This window comes from Paenibacillus chondroitinus NBRC 15376 (assembly GCF_004000765.1).
Lineage (GTDB): Bacteria > Bacillota > Bacilli > Paenibacillales > NBRC-103111 > Paenibacillus_E > Paenibacillus_E chondroitinus.
On sequence record NZ_BILW01000039.1, the window covers coordinates 25,548 to 46,089 of the forward strand.

Annotated in this window: 19 protein-coding genes; 17 read left to right on the top strand and 2 right to left on the bottom strand. The window is 45.9% G+C overall.

The features are described from left to right. Positions 1 to 18: 18 nt before the first annotated feature. From PCH02S_RS28410 to PCH02S_RS28465, 12 genes are all read left to right on the top strand, one after another. Entirely contained in the window at positions 19 to 1,548 is a 1,530-nt protein-coding gene (locus PCH02S_RS28410) for an extracellular solute-binding protein (RefSeq protein WP_127457477.1), read from the top strand. Positions 1,549 to 1,573: 25 nt separating this feature from the next. Then, on the top strand, positions 1,574 to 3,403 hold the full coding sequence (locus tag PCH02S_RS28415; protein WP_164819775.1) for a cache domain-containing sensor histidine kinase: 1,830 nt from the start codon (positions 1,574 to 1,576) through the stop codon (positions 3,401 to 3,403). 33 nt (positions 3,404 to 3,436) lie between these two features. Continuing rightward, a complete protein-coding gene (locus PCH02S_RS28420; RefSeq protein ID WP_127457479.1) occupies positions 3,437 to 3,727 on the top strand; it encodes a hypothetical protein in 291 nt (96 codons plus the stop codon). Positions 3,728 to 3,926: 199 nt separating this feature from the next. Continuing rightward, entirely contained in the window at positions 3,927 to 5,762 is a 1,836-nt protein-coding gene (locus tag PCH02S_RS28425) for an assimilatory sulfite reductase (NADPH) flavoprotein subunit (RefSeq protein ID WP_127457480.1), read from the top strand. Positions 5,763 to 5,797: 35 nt separating this feature from the next. Then, positions 5,798 to 7,516, top strand: a complete 1,719-nt coding sequence (gene cysI / locus PCH02S_RS28430) for an assimilatory sulfite reductase (NADPH) hemoprotein subunit (RefSeq protein ID WP_127457481.1) — start codon at positions 5,798 to 5,800, stop codon at positions 7,514 to 7,516. 123 nt (positions 7,517 to 7,639) lie between these two features. Continuing rightward, complete coding sequence (locus PCH02S_RS28435) at positions 7,640 to 8,323, top strand: DUF7002 family protein (protein ID WP_127457482.1); 684 nt, start codon at positions 7,640 to 7,642, stop codon at positions 8,321 to 8,323. Between the two features lie 98 nt (positions 8,324 to 8,421). After that, entirely contained in the window at positions 8,422 to 8,928 is a 507-nt protein-coding gene (locus tag PCH02S_RS28440) for a hypothetical protein (protein WP_127457483.1), read from the top strand. 127 nt (positions 8,929 to 9,055) lie between these two features. Beyond that, positions 9,056 to 9,874: a class I SAM-dependent methyltransferase gene (locus tag PCH02S_RS28445; protein ID WP_127457484.1), complete on the top strand. Its 819-nt coding sequence runs from the start codon at positions 9,056 to 9,058 to the stop codon at positions 9,872 to 9,874. A 296-nt stretch (positions 9,875 to 10,170) separates the two neighbouring features. Next, on the top strand, positions 10,171 to 10,722 hold the full coding sequence (locus tag PCH02S_RS28450; RefSeq protein WP_246069288.1) for an RNA polymerase sigma factor: 552 nt from the start codon (positions 10,171 to 10,173) through the stop codon (positions 10,720 to 10,722). A gap of 3 nt (positions 10,723 to 10,725) precedes the next feature. Then, a complete protein-coding gene (locus PCH02S_RS28455; RefSeq protein ID WP_127457485.1) occupies positions 10,726 to 11,679 on the top strand; it encodes a DUF4871 domain-containing protein in 954 nt (317 codons plus the stop codon). Positions 11,680 to 11,786: 107 nt separating this feature from the next. Beyond that, entirely contained in the window at positions 11,787 to 12,977 is a 1,191-nt protein-coding gene (locus PCH02S_RS28460; RefSeq protein WP_164819776.1) for an oxalate decarboxylase family bicupin, read from the top strand. Between the two features lie 101 nt (positions 12,978 to 13,078). After that, positions 13,079 to 13,651, top strand: coding sequence for a dihydrofolate reductase family protein (locus PCH02S_RS28465; RefSeq protein WP_127457486.1), 573 nt, complete (start codon positions 13,079 to 13,081; stop codon positions 13,649 to 13,651). Between the two features lie 58 nt (positions 13,652 to 13,709). On the opposite strand, the gene PCH02S_RS28470 is transcribed toward PCH02S_RS28465, so the two are convergent. Next, positions 13,710 to 14,147: a DUF6376 family protein gene (locus PCH02S_RS28470; protein WP_127457487.1), complete on the bottom strand. Its 438-nt coding sequence runs from the start codon at positions 14,145 to 14,147 to the stop codon at positions 13,710 to 13,712. A gap of 106 nt (positions 14,148 to 14,253) precedes the next feature. On the opposite strand from PCH02S_RS28470, the gene PCH02S_RS28475 reads away from it, so the two are divergent. The 3 genes from PCH02S_RS28475 (at position 14,254) to PCH02S_RS28485 (ending at position 18,204) form a co-directional block, all read left to right on the top strand. Beyond that, a complete protein-coding gene (locus PCH02S_RS28475; RefSeq protein WP_127457488.1) occupies positions 14,254 to 14,655 on the top strand; it encodes an NUDIX hydrolase in 402 nt (133 codons plus the stop codon). 76 nt (positions 14,656 to 14,731) lie between these two features. Continuing rightward, positions 14,732 to 16,342, top strand: coding sequence for a glycosyl hydrolase family 18 protein (locus PCH02S_RS28480; protein ID WP_127457513.1), 1,611 nt, complete (start codon positions 14,732 to 14,734; stop codon positions 16,340 to 16,342). A 281-nt stretch (positions 16,343 to 16,623) separates the two neighbouring features. Then, positions 16,624 to 18,204: an extracellular solute-binding protein gene (locus PCH02S_RS28485; protein WP_246069289.1), complete on the top strand. Its 1,581-nt coding sequence runs from the start codon at positions 16,624 to 16,626 to the stop codon at positions 18,202 to 18,204. Positions 18,205 to 18,268: 64 nt separating this feature from the next. Here PCH02S_RS28485 and PCH02S_RS28490 read toward each other — a convergent pair whose 3' ends face one another. Continuing rightward, positions 18,269 to 19,141, bottom strand: a complete 873-nt coding sequence (locus tag PCH02S_RS28490; RefSeq protein ID WP_127457489.1) for a pentapeptide repeat-containing protein — start codon at positions 19,139 to 19,141, stop codon at positions 18,269 to 18,271. 190 nt (positions 19,142 to 19,331) lie between these two features. On the opposite strand from PCH02S_RS28490, the gene PCH02S_RS28495 reads away from it, so the two are divergent. Both PCH02S_RS28495 and PCH02S_RS28500 read left to right on the top strand, forming a co-directional pair. After that, positions 19,332 to 19,952 (top strand): hypothetical protein, encoded by a 621-nt coding sequence (locus tag PCH02S_RS28495; protein ID WP_127457490.1) that lies wholly within the window; start codon positions 19,332 to 19,334, stop codon positions 19,950 to 19,952. Between the two features lie 29 nt (positions 19,953 to 19,981). Further along, on the top strand, positions 19,982 to 20,542 hold the full coding sequence (locus PCH02S_RS28500) for a dihydrofolate reductase family protein (protein ID WP_127457491.1): 561 nt from the start codon (positions 19,982 to 19,984) through the stop codon (positions 20,540 to 20,542).

The following is a 20,542-nucleotide window of genomic DNA, read 5'->3' on the forward strand; positions in this document are numbered from 1 at the left end:
GCTTGAAGGGGTGGTTGAATGAAACTAAGATCGAAATCGTCCAGTCTCGTTGCTCTCGCGTTCGTTACTTGTTTCACCGCCTCTGGCTGCAGCGTTCAAGCAGATAATAAGGAAGGTAAGGAAGCTGGCCAACAGGATACAACTTCCGCCATACGAATTGTCGTAAACAGTCTGGGTGTGATTTTCCCGGAAGGCATGAATGAAAACAACAATCCTTATTTAGCCTACATCGAGAGAAATACGGGTGTTCATGTGGGGGTCACATTGCCTCCGCTGAATGGGTATGATGAGAAGTTGAACGTCATGATGACGTCCGGGGATCCCCCGGATTTGCTTAATACAAGCAGTCCCTCTTGGTTTATTAATTTTGTTAATCAAAAAGCGCTGACACCTCTGAACGACTACATCGATAAGTACGGCGCGAATCTGAAAGCGAAAATCCCTAAAGAAGCGTGGGATAACGTAACCGTTGACGGCAAAATTTATGCGATTCCCAGCCTCAATGAGGTGAAAGGGACGGAGCTGATTTACGCCAGGAAAGATTGGCTGGACAAGCTTGGCCTTCGTCCTCCGCGGACCCTGCAGGAGTATACGACTGTGATGAAAGCTTTTGCAGAAAGGGATCCGGACGGCAACGGTCAGAAGGACACGTACGGACTTTCGATCTTGGAGCGATTAGGGAGAACTTCACCTTTTCTGGGGGCCTTCGGGGTTCAAATGAACGCTTGGTACGAAAGAGACGGCAAGTTAGTTTACTCAGGGGTATTGCCTGAAATGAAAGAAGCGCTCGCCTACCTGCACAGTTTGTATGAACAGGATATTCTGGACCCGGAATTTCCTCTGAACAAAATCGATGTGCTTGGTGAAAAGATTGCATCTGGCAGAGTCGGACTCTACTCAGCGGCATGGTCCGATACGCGATCACTTATTGCAGCTAACCGTAAAAATGATCCGAAAGCGGAATGGATTCCACTTGATTTTCCAATTGGACGCAGTGGTAAACACGGGGTATACAGCACGTCCAACGTCCGATCCTACAATGTTGTGCCACTCAAGAGCCAGAAGGCAGAATCGGTGGTCAAATTTCTTGATTTCATCGCAGGTCCAGGTCAGCAAAATTTGAAGCTGGGGTTTGAAAATGAGGTTTGGACGAGGGCTGGCGGCAAGTTGTCCATTCGATTCGATGAGCATATCAAGCAAGGTTATAGGGGGATTTATGGAGCGTTGGCGGATACGGTTGAGCCGGACATGACCCGGGATCGTTTGAAAGCGCTGGGCGAGCCTTTCCAGCTGTATGAAAATTTGCAACAGATTGAAGGCAATCTCATGGAAAATCGTTTTAACGGACCGCCTACGCCCGCAATGGGCAAGCATCAAGTGAAGCTTTCCAAACTGCAGGAAGAAACCTTCACGCGGATGATCGCGGGCATGTCTCCGTTAGAGGAATTCGATGACTTTGTGAAAAAATGGAAGGAAGCCGGCGGAGATGAGATTACCGGGGAAGTGAACGAATGGTGGCGGGATAACGGGAAGCAGCCTGGAAAATGACCCGGTACCCATGGAGGGAACCAACATGGCCAGAGACATCGCGCCAAAATTGCGAAAAGTGTTAACCGGGTTCATTCAGGTTAGATTAACGTGGTATTTTTTACTGATACTGCTGCCGCTTTCCGGATTCAGTCTTTTTGCTATTGCCAAATCACAGATGATCGTGGAAGTGCAGACGGGAGAGAGAACCCAAGGGGCCTTGCACACGATGGCGGATTACATTGACCTCTCGCTTCAAAACATTGAGCAGCTTTCCTCTTTGATTGCTTTTGATATGAACATGAATGCGACCCTGCAGTCTGTCGGCCAAGAGCCGAGGAAGCAATCGTTTGTTCAATTCGCTCAGGTGATGGACCAAATCACGAGTATGACGAATGTGAATCTCATGGTTGATCAAATTACGATTATCCACATGCCGTCGCGTACCGTGATTTCTACGAAATTTGGGGGCAGTAAGCTGCCTGAAGGCGCTGAGAAGCAGGAGTGGTATATGCGATTAATGGAAGCGGGAGGAGGGACGTATTTCTATACCCCTCAAGATGGAGAGTCGTATTTCGACGCGGACAGCGTTCATTTGATCCGGACTATGGATCCTTATAATCGAACGTTGATTAATCCTAATTTGCTCATCATATCTATTAAAAAGAGCGCATTGATTGAGCAGGCCAAACCGCTCCTGCCTTCGAAGAATGCGAACATTTACATATTTGGCAGCAATGGTAATCTGATTACCGGAACGGGTGCAAGCGTCAATGCGCAAGTTTGGGATAAAAAAGATGAGGTCAGATCGATCCGCAAATCTCCTCAGACCGGGCAAGAAATGGTCACGATTAGCGTCAAGTCGAAGCTGTCCGGTTGGTCCATTATGATGGAACAGCCGCTGTGGGAGATTCGAAGCCATACCGATTCGCTAAAAGTGTTTACTTATGGCATTGTAGTCGTCAGTTTAATGCTTGCGATTATTATTTCCTGGATCGTATACCGCGGCATTTCAGCTCCTTTGCGGAAATTGGCTTATGGGATGAAGCAGCTGCGTACCGGCAATTTTACCATTCAATTGGAAGATAAACGCGTTGACGAGTTGGGCTATGTAATAGAGTCCTTCAACCGAATGGCGGAGAATCAGAAGACGTTGATCCGCGACCATTATGAAAAGCAATTATTACTGTCCAAAATGGAGCTGAAATTTTTGCAGTCGCAGATTAATCCGCATTTCCTATATAATACGCTGGACTCGATCTATTGGACGGCCAAAAATTATGAGGCAGATGAAATCAGCGAGATGGTCTTGAATCTGTCGAAGTTTTTCCGGTTAAGCTTGAATAAAGGAAACGAGACTTTTTCAGTTGCAGAGACAATCATTCATTTGACATATTATATTAAAGTCCAGCAGTTGCGGTTTTTGGATCACTTTACCGTCAGGTACGAAATTGCGGAGGAAAGCAAGCCTTATCATGTTTTGAAGCTCCTTTTGCAGCCGTTAGTGGAAAATGCCGTAATACACGGACTTGAGAAACAGAGTGAAGGCGGAGAACTCGTCATTTCCTCCTATTTGCGGGGACCTAATCTCGTGTTGGAGGTTAGTGATAATGGGGTAGGCGTAAATCGGGAAAAACTTGCTTACATCTGTGGTAAACTGGAGGAAGCATCCAAACAAGCAGTCGAAGGCATTTCTACCGATCGAAAAAAAGAGAAAGATCTGTTCGGCTTGCGCAATGTAGTCGCCCGCATGAAAATGTACTATGGCGATGATGCTTATTTTTGCTTCGAGAGCAGCGCCGGTCGCGGCACCCGAATGACGTTGTGCCTTCCGCTTGATAAGTGTGTAACGACATTGGAAGATCAAGTGGGCTGAAAAGGTTTTTATATGAAATAGGGAGGGTGAGCTATGCTCTATGTTATTGTTCTAATTCCCGTGCTCGCACTGATGATTTATGGCGTGGTTAAAATGACGCGAAAAGCAAAGGGCAAGGTCGAGATTTCGAAAGTCATTCAAATGTCGTCGTATCAATCCAAGAAGAAGACTTCTACGAATACGAATACGAATACGCAGGCATGTTCCTTTTGCAAGAAGAAACAGAAAAAGCTGGCTTTCTACTCGGATGAGGAGGGGCGGGTCGTTGGGGTTTGCTCCGATTGCAGGCCGCAAGCAGAACGCCGGGCGTTGATGCGGCTGTGATTGGGGAAGTTACATAGAGCCCTAGCGGGTATGCCGCTAAGGCTCTTTTATTTGGCATATCAGATATTCTGATAGAACTTATAAATTCATTATAATTGACCTGCAACTAAACCTGTGATAGGTTCAAGAGAGTGAAATTTTATGTGACAAATTAATTGGGGAATTTCTTATTACTGCAGCATATGAGAGGTGGATTTTGTTGGAACTTCAAGTAACAAACAGTCCTTTTAATCAGGAACAAGTAGAACTGCTTAATCGTCTACTGCCTACTTTAACAGATTCACAAAGAGTCTGGTTAAGCGGTTATTTCGCAGCAATGAATGGTGTGGCGGGATCAGTTAGCACTGGCGCAGTTCCTGCAGTACCAGCAGCAAATGCGGCACCAAGCGTAGCGGCAATTTCCAAAGAAGTAACGGTTCTCTTCGGATCACAGTCCGGGAAAGCGCAAGGTTTGTCCAAAAAGTTTGCCAAAAAGCTCGAAGAGCAAGGATTTCAGGTAACGCTTTCTTCAATGTCCGATTTCAAGCCAAATGCTTTGAAAAAGGTGCAAACTTTGTTGGTTGTTGTCAGCACACATGGCGAAGGGGTTCCACCGGATAATGCGATTTCCTTCCACGACTTCCTTCATAGTAAAAGAGCTCCTCAATTAGACGGACTACAGTATTCCGTGCTTTCGCTCGGCGATACATCCTATGAGTTCTTCTGTCAGACGGGGAAAGATTTCGACAAGCGTTTGGGTGAACTTGGCGGGAAGCAGCTTGCTCCGCGCGTAGATTGCGATGTTGATTTCGACGAACCGGCAGCAGAATGGATGAGCAGCGTATTAAGCTCGCTGAGCGCATCTTCAGGCGCATCATCCGCGGCAGCAGCAGGTGCAGCAGTTAGCTCTGCGAGCGCAGCTGAATCTGAGTTTTCCAGAACAAATCCATTCCAGGCTGAAGTGCTTGAGAACTTGAACCTGAATGGACGCGGATCGGACCGCGAAACGCGACATGTAGAGATTTCCCTGGAGGGATCAAACCTTCAATATGAGCCAGGCGATTGCCTAGGCATTTATCCGGAAAATCATCCTCAGCTTGTCGAAGAATTAATTCAAGCCATGGGCTGGAATGCGGAAGAGCTTGTTACGATTAATAAAAACGGCGACAAACGCTCCGTGCGTGAAGCATTAACACATAACTTTGAAATTACAGTTTTGACAAAACCTTTGGTCGAACAAGTTGCAAAATTAACTGTAAATACAGACCTGAACGGACTTGTAGCTGCAGGAAATGAGCAAGAGCTAAAATCCTATATCCATGGCAAAGATCTGCTTGATCTGGTTCAGGACTATTCGCTAAAAGGGATTGCAGCAGCTGATTTCATCGCGGTTCTGCGTAAAATGCCTGCTCGCTTATATTCCATCGCCAGCAGCTCAAAAGCATTCCCGGATGAAGTTCATGTAACGGTTCGTACGGTACGCTATGAAGCGCGCGGCCGCGAACGTTACGGCGTGTGTTCCGTGCAATTGGCGGAAAGAGTGAAAGCAGGCGATTCGCTGCCGGTTTACATTCAAAACAATCCGAATTTCAAAATGCCGGAAAGCTCAGATACGCCAATCATTATGATCGGACCTGGAACCGGAGTTGCTCCTTTCCGTGCATTCCTTGGCGAGCGTGAAGAAACGGGTGCGGAAGGCAAAACATGGTTGTTCTATGGCGATCAGCATTTCTCAACAGACTTCTTGTATCAAATCGAATGGCAGCGTTGGTTGAAAGACGGCGTTCTAACGCGCATGGATGTCGCATTCTCGCGGGATACGGATCAAAAAGTGTATGTTCAGCATCGCATGCTTGAAAAAAGCAAAGAATTGTATCAATGGCTGCAAGAAGGGGCTAGCGTGTATGTCTGCGGGGACGAAAAGCGCATGGCTCATGATGTTCATGAAACATTGGCAAAAATTATTGAACAAGAGGGCGGTTTCAGCTCGGAAGAAGCGGCTGAATATTTGTCCCGGATGCAACAGCAGAAACGCTATCAGCGGGACGTCTACTAAGACGAAGCCGTTGATTGCCAGAGGAGAGAGCCGATATGTCAGAAAACAATTTATTGTCGAAGAACAGCGCACCGCATAGCGACGTTGAGCACATTAAACTTAGAACGAATTATTTGCGTGGGAGTCTTGCTGATACACTTCTAGATACGATCACAGGATCGATTCCTGAAGATGATAACCGCCTGATGAAGTTTCACGGCAGCTATATGCAGGATGACAGAGATCTGCGTAATGAGCGCCAAAAGCAAAAGCTGGAGCCGGCCTATCAGTTCATGCTGCGCGTACGTGCAGCCGGCGGTATCGTGACAGCGGACCAATGGCTTATGATGGACCGTGTAGCACAGAAATACGCGAATGGAACCATTCGCCTAACGACTCGCCAATCTTTCCAGCTTCATGGCGTTCTGAAATGGAACATGAAGAAAACGATTCAAGAAGTCAATGCCTCTCTGCTTAGCACGCTGGCAGCCTGCGGTGACGTTAACCGTAACGTGATGTGCAATCCTAATCCTTACCTTTCGGATGTGCATGGTGAAGTTTACGAATGGGCTTGCCGCATTAGTAACCACCTGGATCCACAAACTCGCGCCTACCACGAAATTTGGTTGGACGGAGAGAAAGTCATCGACAGCCAAGACACGGAGCAAGAACCGATTTACGGAAAAGTGTACTTGCCGCGTAAGTTCAAAATCGGTATTGCCGTTCCACCATCTAACGATGTAGACGTATTCTCACAAGATCTTGGTTTCATTGCCATTGTGGAAGACGGGAAGCTGAAGGGCTTTAACGTATCCGTTGGCGGTGGTATGGGGATGACGCATGGCGATACACTGACGTACCCGCAGGTCGCTCAAGTGATTGGATTTGTTACACCGGATAAAGTTGTGGATTTGGCAGAAAAAACCGTCACGATTCAACGTGATTATGGTGATCGTTCCGTGCGTAAACATGCACGTTTTAAATATACAATTGATGACCGCGGCATCGAATGGTTCGTGGAAGAACTGACTGCTCGTCTGGGCTGGAAACTGGAAGCTCCGCGTCCGTACCAGTTTGACGATAACGGAGATCGTTATGGCTGGGTAAAAGGAAGCAATGGCAAATGGCATTTCACCCTGTTTATCCAAAATGGACGCGTCAAAGATGAAGGCAGCTATCAGCTGTTAACTGGACTTCGTGAAATTGCCAAAGTACATTCCGGCGATTTCCGACTTACGGCTAACCAGAACCTGATTATCGGAAATGTTAGCGCTCAGAAAAAGAAAAAAATCGAAGAATTAATCAAGGAATACGGCTTGACAGATGGTCTTCATTACTCCGCTCTGCGCAGAAGCTCCATGGCTTGTGTGGCACTTCCGACATGCGGCATGGCGATGGCGGAAGCCGAGCGTTATTTACCGGAGTTGATGGATAAAATCGATCCGCTGCTGGAAGAAGCTGGTCTTAGCGAGAAAGAAATCACGATTCGAATGACAGGCTGCCCGAACGGCTGCGCACGTCCAATGCTGGCTGAGCTTGCGTTCATCGGGAAAGCACCTGGCAAATACAACATGTATTTGGGTGGCGGCCACGCGGGTAACCGACTCAATAAGCTATACAAAGAAAATATCGGCGAGCAAGAGATTCTACAATCGTTGGGTCCGATTTTCAATCAATATGCCAAAGAGCGTTGGGATGGCGAGCACTTCGGTGACTTCGTTATTCGCGCGGGTTATGTGAAAGAAGTTCGTTCCGGCCAAGATTTTCACGCATAATATTTCATCTTATGGGGCTGTCCTGAAGATCTGTTATAGATCTGAATGGATGGTCCCTTTTTGAATGTTCCTACAATTATTGTGGTAAAATATGGCGAGGCTTGACGTACAAGGAGCAAAACGATGAATGACACCAGCATCTCAGCGATTACGAAAACACCAAACAGAAAAAAGCTATACCATTTTACACGCGCCAAAAATTTACCGGCTATTGCGCACTTTGATACGCTGTTTTCAAGTTATCAAATCGATCCTTCTCAAGATGGCCCGCGTCGGTTAGCGCCGAGGCATTTGAGCTATCAAGATCAGCAGGTTACGATCAATTCTCATTTGAGAATCGCAGATAGCATGATCGACGCCTCTACGACACAAGAGGAATTTCGAGCGTTTTTGGATCGGCATGTTTTTTTATGGCCTACCCTGAAAGATTGTCAAAAAATGATGGCAACGTATGCCAGAAGAGAGCCGGAGGAAGCCTTTGCCGTACTCGAATTTGATGCGTCATCTCTGTTGATGAAACACGGCGTTGAAATTACGCTTTCGAAATATGACTCTGGCAGTTCGCCGCGCTTCCCCAATCATTGTTCTTATAAGAAAAGCCTGGCTATGTTCCTGCCATTGGACCAGTTTGGCCTTGTTAAAAATGACTTGGTGCCAAGTACTCCCTCGCAGATCAAAGAGATATTAATAGATGGCCAGATGAAAGGTGTGACTGAGCTTCTCTCAGCGGTTTATGTCAGCAATGGGGGAGAAATTCCTGCTGGTTGGAGCGATTTGGCGCGTTCCTGGACGATGTTAACTGACTAATTTCGGGGAAACAAGCATCTACCTGACACTATCCCACATACACTGTTACATCAAGGAATTCATGACATGAAACAGCGGTCTGACGAGGAGGGGTACAGGTGAGATATACCGTGCAATATATATCCCTAAGTAAAATTAAACCGCCGGAAAGTACCACAACCAAAACCTCACAGCGGAAAAAAGAATTAAAAAAAGTAGCGCAAGATCTGATGCATTTATTGGTTGTGCAAAAAAGCAAGAAAGACAAAGGATACGTCGTTGTAGACGGACATCAACATTTGAATTTCCTCAAAAAACATACGCATAAACAATCAGCGGTGTGCCTTGTTGATGAAAGTAAACTATCTGCTAGTGTTGGGAAATTTATTGATCGTTTTCGCAAGCATCCTTTGCCTTACGATCTTCCAGCCATCAAATCGGATCGGGTAACCGTCAGCAGCTGGTCGATCATCCGTACATTTCTGAAACGTGAACCGCGGTTTCGTAAACTTTCGCGCAGGCAGCAGCTGAAGGTGCTTCGGCTAGGTATGCAGTATAAGAAAACGACGGTTCGCAGTATGCAGGATAAGGTCGATGAATTGTTTAAAAAAATGGTCACACATTAACATATCATGGTTTTCCAGGGGCTGCTGCTGCAGCTCTTTCGTTTTTCGTTTAGAACAATTACATCTTTTGTGCAGGTGGAATGAGGTATAATTAGGGCTGTAGATGAAAAAAGGAGTGATTGTGCCCATGATAGAGAACGTACGCACGAGTAATGTACAGCGTTTTGCCGGTTTCGGCGCGTTGTACGATCAGAATCGTCCCACGGCTCCGCAGGAAGTCGTTAAACTGATTACAACATACTTGCAGCATAAACCGCAAACCGTTGTTGACGTAGGCTGCGGCACAGGCCTTTCAACATTTATATGGCTTGATGTAGCGGATCAAATCATTGGCGTTGAGCCGAGTGACGATATGCGCGCTGTTGCCGTTAGTAAGTGGGAAGCGATACATAAACCTGATAATATGCAGTTTGTCAAAAGACTTTCGCATGAGCTGGAACTGCCTTCTGCGTCCGCTGACGTTATCACTTGCTCGCAGTCTTTCCATTGGATGGAGCCGCAAAGCACACTGTGTGAGTTCGCTCGCGTACTCCGTCCCGGAGGGATTTTCGCTGCTTACGACTGTGATTGGCCGCCGGCGGTTGACTGGAGAATTGAGGAACAGTACAAGCGCCTCCTAGCTTTAGGCGATGCTAGAGCGTTAGAACTGGCTCCGAGCGAACAACAGGCCCACAAATGGGACAAAGAGGGGCATTTGCAGCAAATTCGCGATTCCGGCTTATTCCGATATGCGAGGGAGATCGTTTTCCATAACTGGGAAACGTGTGATGCTGAGCGTTATGCGAATCTGGCTTTCAGCCAGGGAGGCTTGCAAACGGCGCTGAAGCTGGGCGCAGAAGAATTGCGCGAGGAGTTCTCAGCTTTCCACGAGCTGGTAGCTGAGGTTTTTGGTGGCGTGGAACGGGAAATTATGTTCGGTTACCGCTTGCGCATGGGTGTGGTTTAGTTTTCAAAAGGTCGGCTATGATGGATTTCTCATCATAGCCTTTTTGGTTGTTATAGGATCATGAGCTTGCGAGCTGGTGGAAACAGTAACGATATAAACCATCGTTGGGTTGGAAGGCGCACTGAACAAGCGGAGGCTCTTCGCAGCTCTAACGATGCAAAACATTGTTAGAACTTATTTTCTTACCGGTGGTCGTATGTACGCTTGTTTCAATTTCAAGAAAATAATAATATTAATTTTGGCTATAATTGGAACCTTTTTTATGTTGAACGGTCTTATCTATTGAGGTGAACACATTGTCGGACCAAATGGAATATTTAAAATTTCTAGCCCATGGCTACGACCGCGATGGTATATTGTGTGATTTAATGGATAAGTTTGGGGAGGATGTGTGGAACTTTGCCTTCTTCATAACACGTAGAGCTGATGTAGCAGATGACTTATCACAAGAAGTTTTTTTGGCTGCTTACAACAGCATGTATACATTTCGTGGAGAATGTTCCGTCAAAAGTTGGTTGCTTACAATAACCAGAAATATGTCTATCCATTATTTAAAAAGTGCATTTTTTCGTAAAGTAACGCTAACAAATCACTTTGTTTCAAAGTACTCATCTCCTCCGGCTGAGCAAGTTTTATTCACTCGTCTTGAAAATCAAAAATTATGGGACACCGTTATTCAGCTCCCGCGAAAATATAGAGAAGTCCTTATTTTGGATTACCACTATGGACTAAAACATAAGGAAATCGCAAAGTTGATAAGTGTTTCGGAGGGAACCGTCAAATCAAGGGTGCATCGTGCGAAGAAGAAAATGAACGAATTGTTAGCACGTCAAAATGAGGAGGTATAACATATGAAAGAAGAAAACCTGGCAAAAAGATTAGCTCAATCCCCTTTTTCTGACAGTCATTTTACACCTCAGTTGAAAAATAAAATACTTACGCGAACTAGTACCACAAGTAATAACAGAAAGTTCACTTCGATAACAGTTGCAACTCTACTGCCTGTAGCCATTGTCTTGTTTAGCTTCTTCATTTTTGCGAAAAGAGATTCTCTCCAGACTATAGATGATCCTTCTTATTTCAAAATGGCAACCGCTTCAATGAGTGAACAGAAACAATATTATAAGAATGGGCAATTACTCATTTCTCTTTCAACTCAACACGAGGTAAGAGCCGGAGAAATGAGCGGTTACATTTTCCATTTTGAAGAACCATTCGAGAATTTTTTTGGGAAATTAATGACAATTCAAGCAGTGAACTTGAGATCAGGTTTAGTGGAAACAGTCTCATCTGAGGTGATTCAAGAACCAAGCATTGGTTACCTTGGGCTCGAAAGGTACGCGCTCAGATTTGCACTTCCCCTAGATGGAATCTGGCGTTTTGAAGTCAAATTAGATGACAAGCTATACGGAAAGTTAATGATAAATATGCAATCTCCTTCCTGGGAAATAACCCCGATGTTCCAATCAGATGTATATTGGCTGCGTGGATTTGAAAAACAAGTCGGCTTTATCGATGCAGGGTTCAAAGCAGGAATGGTTCAGAAATATATTTGGCATTTTTGGGGAACGGAAGAAAAATTAAATGGCCCGTTCGAGGTAAAAGCCATAAAAGAAGGATCTGATAGCCTTATCAATGTTTATGCTTCAAACCCATTGAGCTCAGCCAATGCTTTAGGCGGACCTCTTAATGGTGCTGATAGAGCGCTCCCAACCTCAATGATGCTGCCAGAAGTCGGGCGCTGGCGACTGCTCCCTTATGTGCATGGGAGACTACTAGATCCGATCGTGGTTGAGGTCAAGTGAGCTTATTTTCTCCCCCTTTTAGCGAGGTGCAAGCATGTACAGCCAGCACGATACATATATTTTTTAGAATGAGATATCAAGATCGCCACCGAAGAAAGGAGTGTACCATGAATTCTCCCAAACGGAATCAAGGCATGAACGGCATTGTACCGCAGCCCATCCGTTATGACGGTGCCGGCGGAATCGACACGGGTCCAAGGGATATCATGCGGGATAAGGAAAACCCCAATATGCTGGTACCACCTAACACCGATGCCGGATTGGTGCCTAATTTGAAGTTTTCATTCTCTGACACTCCCATGACGTTAAATCACGGCGGGTGGTCGCGGAAAATTACAGCGAGAGAATTGCCGATCGCGACGACGTTGGCCGGTGTAAATATGAGTTTAACACCAGGTGGTGTCCGAGAGCTGCATTGGCACCAACAAGCGGAGTGGTCCTATATGCTGCTCGGACGTGCGCGTATTACGGCAATAGATCAAGACGGGCGGAGTTTTATTGCCGATGTCGGTCCAGGTGATCTTTGGTATTTTCCGCCAGGGCTTCCACATTCGATTCAAGGGTTGGAGCATTGCGAATTCCTGCTTGTTTTCGATGATGGTAATTTCTCTGACCTTCATACGTTATCGATTTCCGATTGGTTTGCTCATACGCCGAAGGAAGTATTGTCTGCGAATTTCGGTGTTCCCATAAGTGCATTTGACAATATTCCGACAGAGCAAGTCTACATTTATCAAGATAACGTTCCCGGTCCGCTCGAAAGTGTGAACATGCAATCCCCTTACGGTACAATCCCCATAAGTTTCAAATATCAACTGTTAGCTCAAACACCGATCAAAACTCCCGGAGGAAGTGTACGAATCGTAGACTCAAGAAATTTTCCCATCTCACAAAAAATCGCGGCAGCCCTCGTCGAAGTCGAACCAGGTGCTATGCGTGAACTACATTGGCATCCAAATAACGATGAGTGGCAGTACTACCTCGCAGGTCAGGGGCGCATGACGGTGGTTCTTGGCGATGGCAACGCGAGGACGTTTGACTACCGGGCAGGTGACGTCGGTTATGTGCCATTTGCTACGGGGCATTATATTCAAAATACAGGAACAGAATCCCTATGGTTTCTTGAAGTGTTTAAAAGCAATCTGTTTGAGGATGTCTCATTAAACCAGTTGATGGCACTTACGCCGCAGGAGCTTGTGAAAGGCAATTTGCATGTTGGACCTGAGCTTATCCATGCGCTGCGCAAAGAAAAATGGCCGGTCGTCAAGTATCCGGGATTTTCTTACTATCCGCGATAAAAATATTTTTTGAAATTGTGATAGAAATTTATGAGAGGTTGTGTCCTATAGTTTGAATCCACTAAAATGAAGTGAGACTCTCAAACTAAAGGAGAATGACAATGAGAAAAGTTGTATTATTTGTGCACGTATCGCTGGATGGTTATGTAGCTGGACCGAATGGGGAATTGAATTGGATCTCCTATGACCAAGATTTGATGGACGCTGCGGATGAGATCGTAAAGACAGTGGGGTCTCCCATCTATGGCCGCGTAACGTATCAGATGATGGAGAGCTATTGGCCTACTGTTCTGAACGATCCTAAAAGCACGCAACATGATATCGATCATGCGAATTGGATCGAGGACATTGAGAAAGTTGTGATTTCCAAAAGCCTAAGGGAAGTTCAGTGGAACCGCACAACGCTCATTAACGAGAATATTGCAGAGGAAATCGGAAAGCTCAAGCAGCAGCCGGGAAAAGACCTTGTCATCTTCGGCAGCCCGAGCATCGCACACACGTTTATGGATTTGGATTTAATAGATGAGTATCGATTAACGGTTAGTCCAATTGTGCTAGGGAGCGGTACACGCTTATTTCAAGAGGATAAGGCGACCAAACGGTTGAATCTTCTGTCTTCCAAAGTACTTCCATCCGGTGTGCTGGTGCTTCATTACGAAGCTAAGAAGGAGTAATACATCCGATTTTAAATAGATAAAGGAGTTAAGCGAAAATATCGCTTAACTCTTTTTGTTAACTGCCTAAATTGGAAATCCGATTGATTAACCCCGTGATGTCCGTTATTGTAGCAAGGATTTGAGAGTTTTGCAGTTTGTCGAGCGCCAAGTGTCCATTTACTACCACTTGATTAATTTCATCTAACAAAACTTTATTTTTCTCAACTAATTGCTCGTGAATATCTTTTGCGAAAGCAGGTACACTTTTCAAGTTAAACTGTTCAATTTCCGTTTTTAAGGCGAGTAACTGTTCTTCAAGCTTCATCTTTGTTTCAGGATTCGCAGCGGCGTCTTTGATTAGCTGTGGGGCTTGTTCGGCAAATGTACTCAGTTTGTTAATGTGCGCCGTGGCTTGATTCACGTAATCCAATGATTGATTTGCCCCGTCCAGGATCGAACATGCTCCTATCATCATGGATGAAAGAACGACGAAAAGCAGCATGGATTTTCTCATTAATCATCACTTCCTTTTTCGTGTAATTTGAGAAATTTGGTTTGGTTTGGTATTGTTTTAATACGCTTCAATAGAAAATAGAGTTTCAAGATAAGGAGAAAAAGACATGACGACTTTTATTGATAAGATTGCGCTGATACGTATCGTTGATGGACAAATATTGGGGACACGTTCGAAGGGGAAAGAGCTCTATTACTTGCCTGGAGGCAAAAGAGACCCTGGGGAGACGGATACCGAGACGCTGATTCGGGAAATTGAGGAGGAGCTTTCGGTACACATTAAGCCGGAGACAGTGGCGCATTTCGGGAATTTCGAAGCGCAAGCTGACGGTAAGGCTGAGGGGATTGTGGTGAAAATGGCTTGTTATACGGCCGATTATGACGGCGAACTCAGTCCCGCATCCGAAATCGATGAATTGGAATGGCTGTCTTATAAGGACAGGGATCGAGTCTCACGCGTGGTTCAAATTATTTTTGATCACTTACATGAAAAGAAGCTGCTGCCGTAAGGCTTTAGACATATTGTGCAACTAATTCTCTCTCCTGACGTCAAATTAGGACAGAGGGGAGAGAATGCTATTGTCTATGTTAAAAAAAGCGGTTGTTCAAACTGCTGCGCTGTTTGTATTGGCCTCGGCAGGAACCGCCTACGCGTACGACGTTTCCTTAAAACCGTTTACGGATGTTACCAATGAGGATTGGTTTCAAAATGAGGTCTACTCGTTATCGGCGATCGGTATTATTGACGGCTATTCGGATTTGACTTACAAACCGGAAGGAACGTTAACGCGGGAGGCGTTCATTAAATTACTGATGAATGCCAACCAGGAGGTAGCTGCTTCTGGTTCCGGTGTGGCGGGCGCTCCAGTAGATGTTGAACAGGGCCGATGGTCATACCCATTCGTATCTGCGGCATATGAGCGGAAATGGCTTGATTTTATGCTGGATTCGCAGGGCAAGTTTCACCCGGATCAATCGATAACCCGAGAAGAGGTGGCCAGCATTGTCGGTAAAGCCCTGCTCGATGCTCAAACTGCCGAGGCTCGCAGCAGTTGGACACTTCAAGGCTGGCAGAACGAGAAGAACAAGAGAAACTTTGCCGATAGCGATGCCTTGAATCAAAATCTGCTGCCATATGCCTACTATGCGGTCAATCAAGGAATCATGGAAGGCGATCAACTTGGTTTTCACCCCAAGCAATCCCTGACACGCAAAGAGGCGGCTGCCATTATTTATCGTGTGATTCAGACAGAAGTAGACACTCGTAAATTAGATACGGTAGGTTTTTATGCGATTAATTCCTATCCTGCCATCAACCACATGCCGCTGCTCGATCAAGTTACGTTCGGATGGTCGCATTTGAAATACGAAGCACCAGGCAACGCTCAATTGGAGACAACAACGACCGAATATCGCATTCCTTCCGGCTGGGAGAAGGTTGTTCAGACAGCGAATACGGCCAACATTCAGAAAAATTTGATGGTTTATTACGGAGAGAAGAATCTGAAGGATTTCTTGAAGGACGAGCCCGCGCAAAAAGCGTTTATCCAATCTTTAAAAGGGGTTCTTACGGATGCCAGATATGGATTTACCGGAGTAACCATGGATTTTGAGGGGCTTATGGACGCAACCAGCGCATCTGACTATAGCCAATTTCTGAAAGCGTTGAAAGCAGCAATCCCATCCTACCCGTTAACGGTGGCGGTTCAACCTGATTATTACTATAAAGGTTATGATCTAAAAGAAATTAATGCCTTAGCGGATACGGTCGTTCTCATGGCGTATAATTTTACGCATAACGACAGTAAACTTCCTTCTGCTCCATTGCCGCTGGTGAACGATGCGGTGAAACGCACATTAGCGTTTGTTCCCAAAGAAAAGCTGGTGCTTGGGATATCTAAGCAGGCGAATCAATGGATTACAGCAAACGGAGTTGCGGAACTGTACAATCCGGATATTGAGGCTGTTGAGAAAAGGCTTGCAGCACCAGGAGTTAATCAATCGATGAGCCTGCCTTATTTTCTGAGGGAAATCTCTTTCCAAGATGATCGTGGCAGCCACGATATTTACTATGAAGATACAGCCAGTGTGGATAAAAAGGTATGGCTTGCGAAGTATTATGGGTTAAAAGGTATTTCTTTATGGTACATGGGCAATTATACCGAGTCGGATTGGGCATTATTCCATTCAAAATAAGATTAGAGGCTGTCTGGAAAGGTCAGGAATGATCTTCCAAGACAGTCTTTTTAATTTTCGCACGGGAGACAAGGAAAACCTAAAAAAAACCCGACTTCCCCTAAAGGAACCCTATATGAGGTTCTCGCGGATTCGTATACGATGAAAGCAGAAACCGTTGGAAGCGGTTACAACAAGATGCATGCCAACATTTATGAGCCGGATGATCTACGAATCTGGGTTGAACAGAAAGCGTTTGGCGCTTTCGTTTTATCATAACATGTAAAGGAATGAGGGGTACGATGAGAAGGTCAAAATGGATGGCATGTACAATGGCTTTTGCACTAACAACCGGATTGGTTGGTTGCAGCTCCAATACAGATAAGCCGGCGCCTGCGGCATCTGCGGTTTCGCCTGCAACGGCGAGCACAGCACCTGTTGTGCCGCAAGGACCTACGAAATTCAGCATTTCCTTGCGAACATTGAATTTTGATTATGTAGAAAAAGCGGCGAATTTGAACGAGGACAAATGGGTGAAAGAGCTGGAGAAGAAAACGAATACAGACCTGGATATCCGTTTAGTGCCGCATGCAGATTTTGAGAAGAAGATGGTTCAGATGTTTGCAACAGGCGACATTCCAGACGTCGTGCAAGCGGGAGCCAGTACAAGTGGTAAAGAGCTTGCAGGTTCTGTTCAAGCCGGCGTTTTCCTTGAATTGAATGACCTTATCAAGCAGTACGCGCCGAATTTGTTGAAGACGATTCCGCAAGCGGCATGGGACGAAGTTACGCTGAACGGCAAAATATATGCGATTCCGGAATATATTTCCCAGCCTTCCCGCAGAGCGACTTGGGTGCGCGAAGATTTGATGCAGAAAGCCGGGATTACGAAGGATCCGAAAACGGTTGATGAGTACCTGGACATGCTGCGCGCTTTTAAGAAAATAGGTGTAGAGCATCCGTTCATGGGACGCCAAGATTTTAAATATGCGGATATTTTCTTTGGCGCTTACGATGTTTACCCGTACCTCAGCCAATTTGAAGTCGTTGACGGGAACGTACAGCCGAAATTTTTTGATTCAGAAAATATGCAAAAGGCATTGCAAACGTACAAAACGATGTTTGACGAAGGGTTGATTCATAAAGAATTTGCAACGATTAATCCGACCAATTTCAAAAACATTATTTTATCAGGGAAAGCCGGCATGTGGGAAATGAACGCGCAGGAGCTGCTGCAGTGGCAAACACAATTAAAGCAAGCAGTCCCTGATGCGAAAATTAAAATTATTCCTTCTCCGGTTGGCCCGGACGGTAAAGGCGGCGGATATTTATACTCATCCGGTGCACGTTCCTATCTCATCAATGCGAAGACAGCAAAGGATAAAATTCCAGGCATTCTTAAGTTCTTTGAATGGCAAACATCGGAAGAGGCTGACAAGTGGTTCGATCTGACGCTGCCGACAGAACCGAAGACGGATGCAGAGGTATCCGAACAGCGTTATCTGAGCGGTTTCCTTCATATGGTCAAGGACGATGCGTTCCGCAAACAAATTTTGAGCACTACGCAGGATGGGAAGGATCTGCTCAAAACGTTTGAGACCGTCTTGCCGAATGAAGGACGTGGCGGCTTGGAGTTTGATCCGATTTTGGAAGCTATGCAGAAAAATCCGGACATTGCGCCATTATCCGATACGGCGCCTGCCGTACTGCTCACACATATGGTTAAAATGGTGTATGGCAAAGAGCCGATCAGCGATTGGCCGAAGGTTATCGAAGAGTGGAAGTCCAAAGGCGGGAACGATGCGTTGAAGGCTGCGAATGAGCTTTATCAGAAGAGAAGCGGCATTAAACTCAGAGGTCCGGAAGCTCAGAAGTGGAAGTAAGTTAACTGAATAAAGGCTGGGCTAGACGTCTGAAAAGACAATCTAGTCCAGCCTTTTGTTGCGTCTAGGCGGAGGCGGTCCAGTGTGGCGGGCGGCTGAGCGATTTCGGAAGCTTGGTATACGTATCACCCTTGGCGGCATTGATCTGGAATTGCGTGAGGAAGAGGCTTCCCGTCAAATCAGCGCCACTTAAGTCGGCGTCCCGGAAATCAGCCCCAATGAGATCCGCTGATCGCAAATCTGCCTCTCTCAGGTCGGCAGCGATTAGATAGGCACCCCGCAAGTGCGCGCCTCTAAGATCTGCGCCTCGGAGATTGGCGCCAATGAGATCCGAACCACGTCCGTAGCTCTTTTGACGCCCACGGGAACCTTTCGGCTGACGCTGTACACTTGCTCTTACGAGCTCGCTCGTCTGCAGGAGCAAGACATTCACATTGGCACGATGTGCTGCAATGTCAAGCTTCAAGAGCGCTTCAGCACTAAGGGATGTGAGTCGTTCCGTCTCATCCAGTACGGAGCGAAGCGCTTCATGGATCGATTGCGTGTGCTCAAGCTCAAGCGCTTCGGTCAAATACCAGAGCAGCTCATGCAGCTGCCTCATGATAGGAAACACCTCAAACATTCGTTTCGCCGTTTCCGGGGCTTTCACCCAGTCCTCACCGCTGTAAGTCACTTGAGCGACTTGTTGGCCAGCGCCAAAGCAATCATATACGGTGCATCCGCGAAAACCGATGTTTCTTAGATCCTGGTGTACGCCACAGCGAAAGTGATCTCCCAGGTTATGGCAGCGTTGTCCGGCCTGTTTGTCAACCGCGAAGTCGACGGAAGCGGAGAAGGGCAGCGCTACACAGCATAGACCAAAGCAATTTGCACAATCCGCCCGTAGACGGTGATAATGATCGTTGGAAACTGCTGTAGATTCGTGATGTTCCGGCAAAGGTTGTCCTCCTTGCATGTTAAGACATTTCAGATATTTCCAATATAAAATTCAGGACTAAGTTCGTCAACGGTACAAGATGGTTATAATTAAACTTGCTACTACTCCGTATGACTAGATTTAATCTGGGAATAATATACTTTTTACAGAATAGATAGTAATTATTTCCAGAGTGAAATGGGAGATGGCGATGCATAAGCTTAAACGAAAAGACAGAGGAAACGATCTTTTTGAACTGGCGCTGTTTGTGCTTGCGGCCGTGTGTTTTGTATATTTTCTGATAAAAGGAATTTCGCCGAAAATGTGGCAGGCCGTCTTGATCGCAGCGGTACTGCTGTTGATCAGAGGGATTGTCAAGCTGACCAAGAGTACGATGTTTCCGGCGCTTAGGTTCTGTGTGCTGCTGTTCATCTTTATAACGATGTTTTTGGCAAATGAATTCGGATTTTATAGTGTCATCCCCTATTTAGATAAAGTTGAGCATCTCTTTTCAGGGGTCATCCTTTGTTTCGTGGGCTTACTTATTTATGGGAAAGCAAGCGATCTGGAGAACAAATCCGTCACGCCAAGCGCAAAGGTCGCGATATGGCTATGCCTCTTTTTTTCCGTAGCGATGGCAGGGGTTTGGGAAATTTATGAGTTCACGACAGATCATTGGTTTGGTTTAAATTCACAAAACGGCAGCTTGGTGGATACGATGACAGATATTATTTGCGGAACGATTGGCGCGGTGCTGACCAGCCTTTATTTAGTCATTCAAGCTAAGCGGAGGAAAATGCCCTTAATTGACGAAGTTACTACACAGCGATAAATGTAACAGTCAGGAACAGGGAGGCACGCATGAGAAAAATAATTATGTTTAACAGAGTATCTATAGACGGCTTTTATAAGGGGCTAAATGGGGAAATCGATTGGTTTATCCATGATCCTGAAGTCGACAAAGCCGCGCATGAGATGATGAATCCGGATACGATTTTTTTCGGAAGTGCGACCTACCGGATGTTTGAAGGTTATTGGCCCCAAGTTGCCAATAATCCGAGTGCACCAGCAGGGGCTCGGGCGATGGCGAATGAATTAAACGAGATGACCAAAATCGTATTTTCTTCAACGATGGAACGTGTAAGCTGGGAGAATTCCAAGTTAGTGAATGGGGATATCGCCAAATTTGTTCATGAGATCAAGCAAGAAGATGGAGCGGACATCGTTATTTTCGGAAGTGGATCGATTGTACAGCAGTTATCTCATGAGGAACTCATCGATGAATATTTATTTGTGGTCACTCCGGTCGTTCTAGGTTCTGGGAAACCATTATTTCATGATGCGAGTGGAAGACAAACCTTGAAATTGAAGGAAACGAGGTGCTTTGGCTCAGGAAACGTTTTATTACATTACGTGAAGTAG

Excerpts from the sequence above, each read along its gene's own strand:
- PCH02S_RS28465 (WP_127457486.1), top strand. The coding sequence starts at position 13,079 with ATGAGAAAAGTTGTATTATTTGTGCACGTATCGCTGGATGGTTATGTA.
- PCH02S_RS28475 (WP_127457488.1), top strand. The coding sequence starts at position 14,254 with ATGACGACTTTTATTGATAAGATTGCGCTGATACGTATCGTTGATGGA.
- cysI (WP_127457481.1), top strand. The coding sequence starts at position 5,798 with ATGTCAGAAAACAATTTATTGTCGAAGAACAGCGCACCGCATAGCGAC.
- PCH02S_RS28500 (WP_127457491.1), top strand. The coding sequence starts at position 19,982 with ATGAGAAAAATAATTATGTTTAACAGAGTATCTATAGACGGCTTTTAT.
- PCH02S_RS28495 (WP_127457490.1), top strand. The coding sequence starts at position 19,332 with ATGCATAAGCTTAAACGAAAAGACAGAGGAAACGATCTTTTTGAACTG.
- PCH02S_RS28485 (WP_246069289.1), top strand. The coding sequence starts at position 16,624 with ATGAGAAGGTCAAAATGGATGGCATGTACAATGGCTTTTGCACTAACA.
- PCH02S_RS28415 (WP_164819775.1), top strand. The coding sequence starts at position 1,574 with ATGGCCAGAGACATCGCGCCAAAATTGCGAAAAGTGTTAACCGGGTTC.
- PCH02S_RS28455 (WP_127457485.1), top strand. The coding sequence starts at position 10,726 with ATGAAAGAAGAAAACCTGGCAAAAAGATTAGCTCAATCCCCTTTTTCT.
- PCH02S_RS28445 (WP_127457484.1), top strand. The coding sequence starts at position 9,056 with ATGATAGAGAACGTACGCACGAGTAATGTACAGCGTTTTGCCGGTTTC.
- PCH02S_RS28420 (WP_127457479.1), top strand. The coding sequence starts at position 3,437 with ATGCTCTATGTTATTGTTCTAATTCCCGTGCTCGCACTGATGATTTAT.
- PCH02S_RS28480 (WP_127457513.1), top strand. The coding sequence starts at position 14,732 with ATGTTAAAAAAAGCGGTTGTTCAAACTGCTGCGCTGTTTGTATTGGCC.
- PCH02S_RS28435 (WP_127457482.1), top strand. The coding sequence starts at position 7,640 with ATGAATGACACCAGCATCTCAGCGATTACGAAAACACCAAACAGAAAA.
- PCH02S_RS28460 (WP_164819776.1), top strand. The coding sequence starts at position 11,787 with ATGAATTCTCCCAAACGGAATCAAGGCATGAACGGCATTGTACCGCAG.
- PCH02S_RS28410 (WP_127457477.1), top strand. The coding sequence starts at position 19 with ATGAAACTAAGATCGAAATCGTCCAGTCTCGTTGCTCTCGCGTTCGTT.
- PCH02S_RS28470 (WP_127457487.1), bottom strand. The coding sequence starts at position 14,147 with ATGAGAAAATCCATGCTGCTTTTCGTCGTTCTTTCATCCATGATGATA.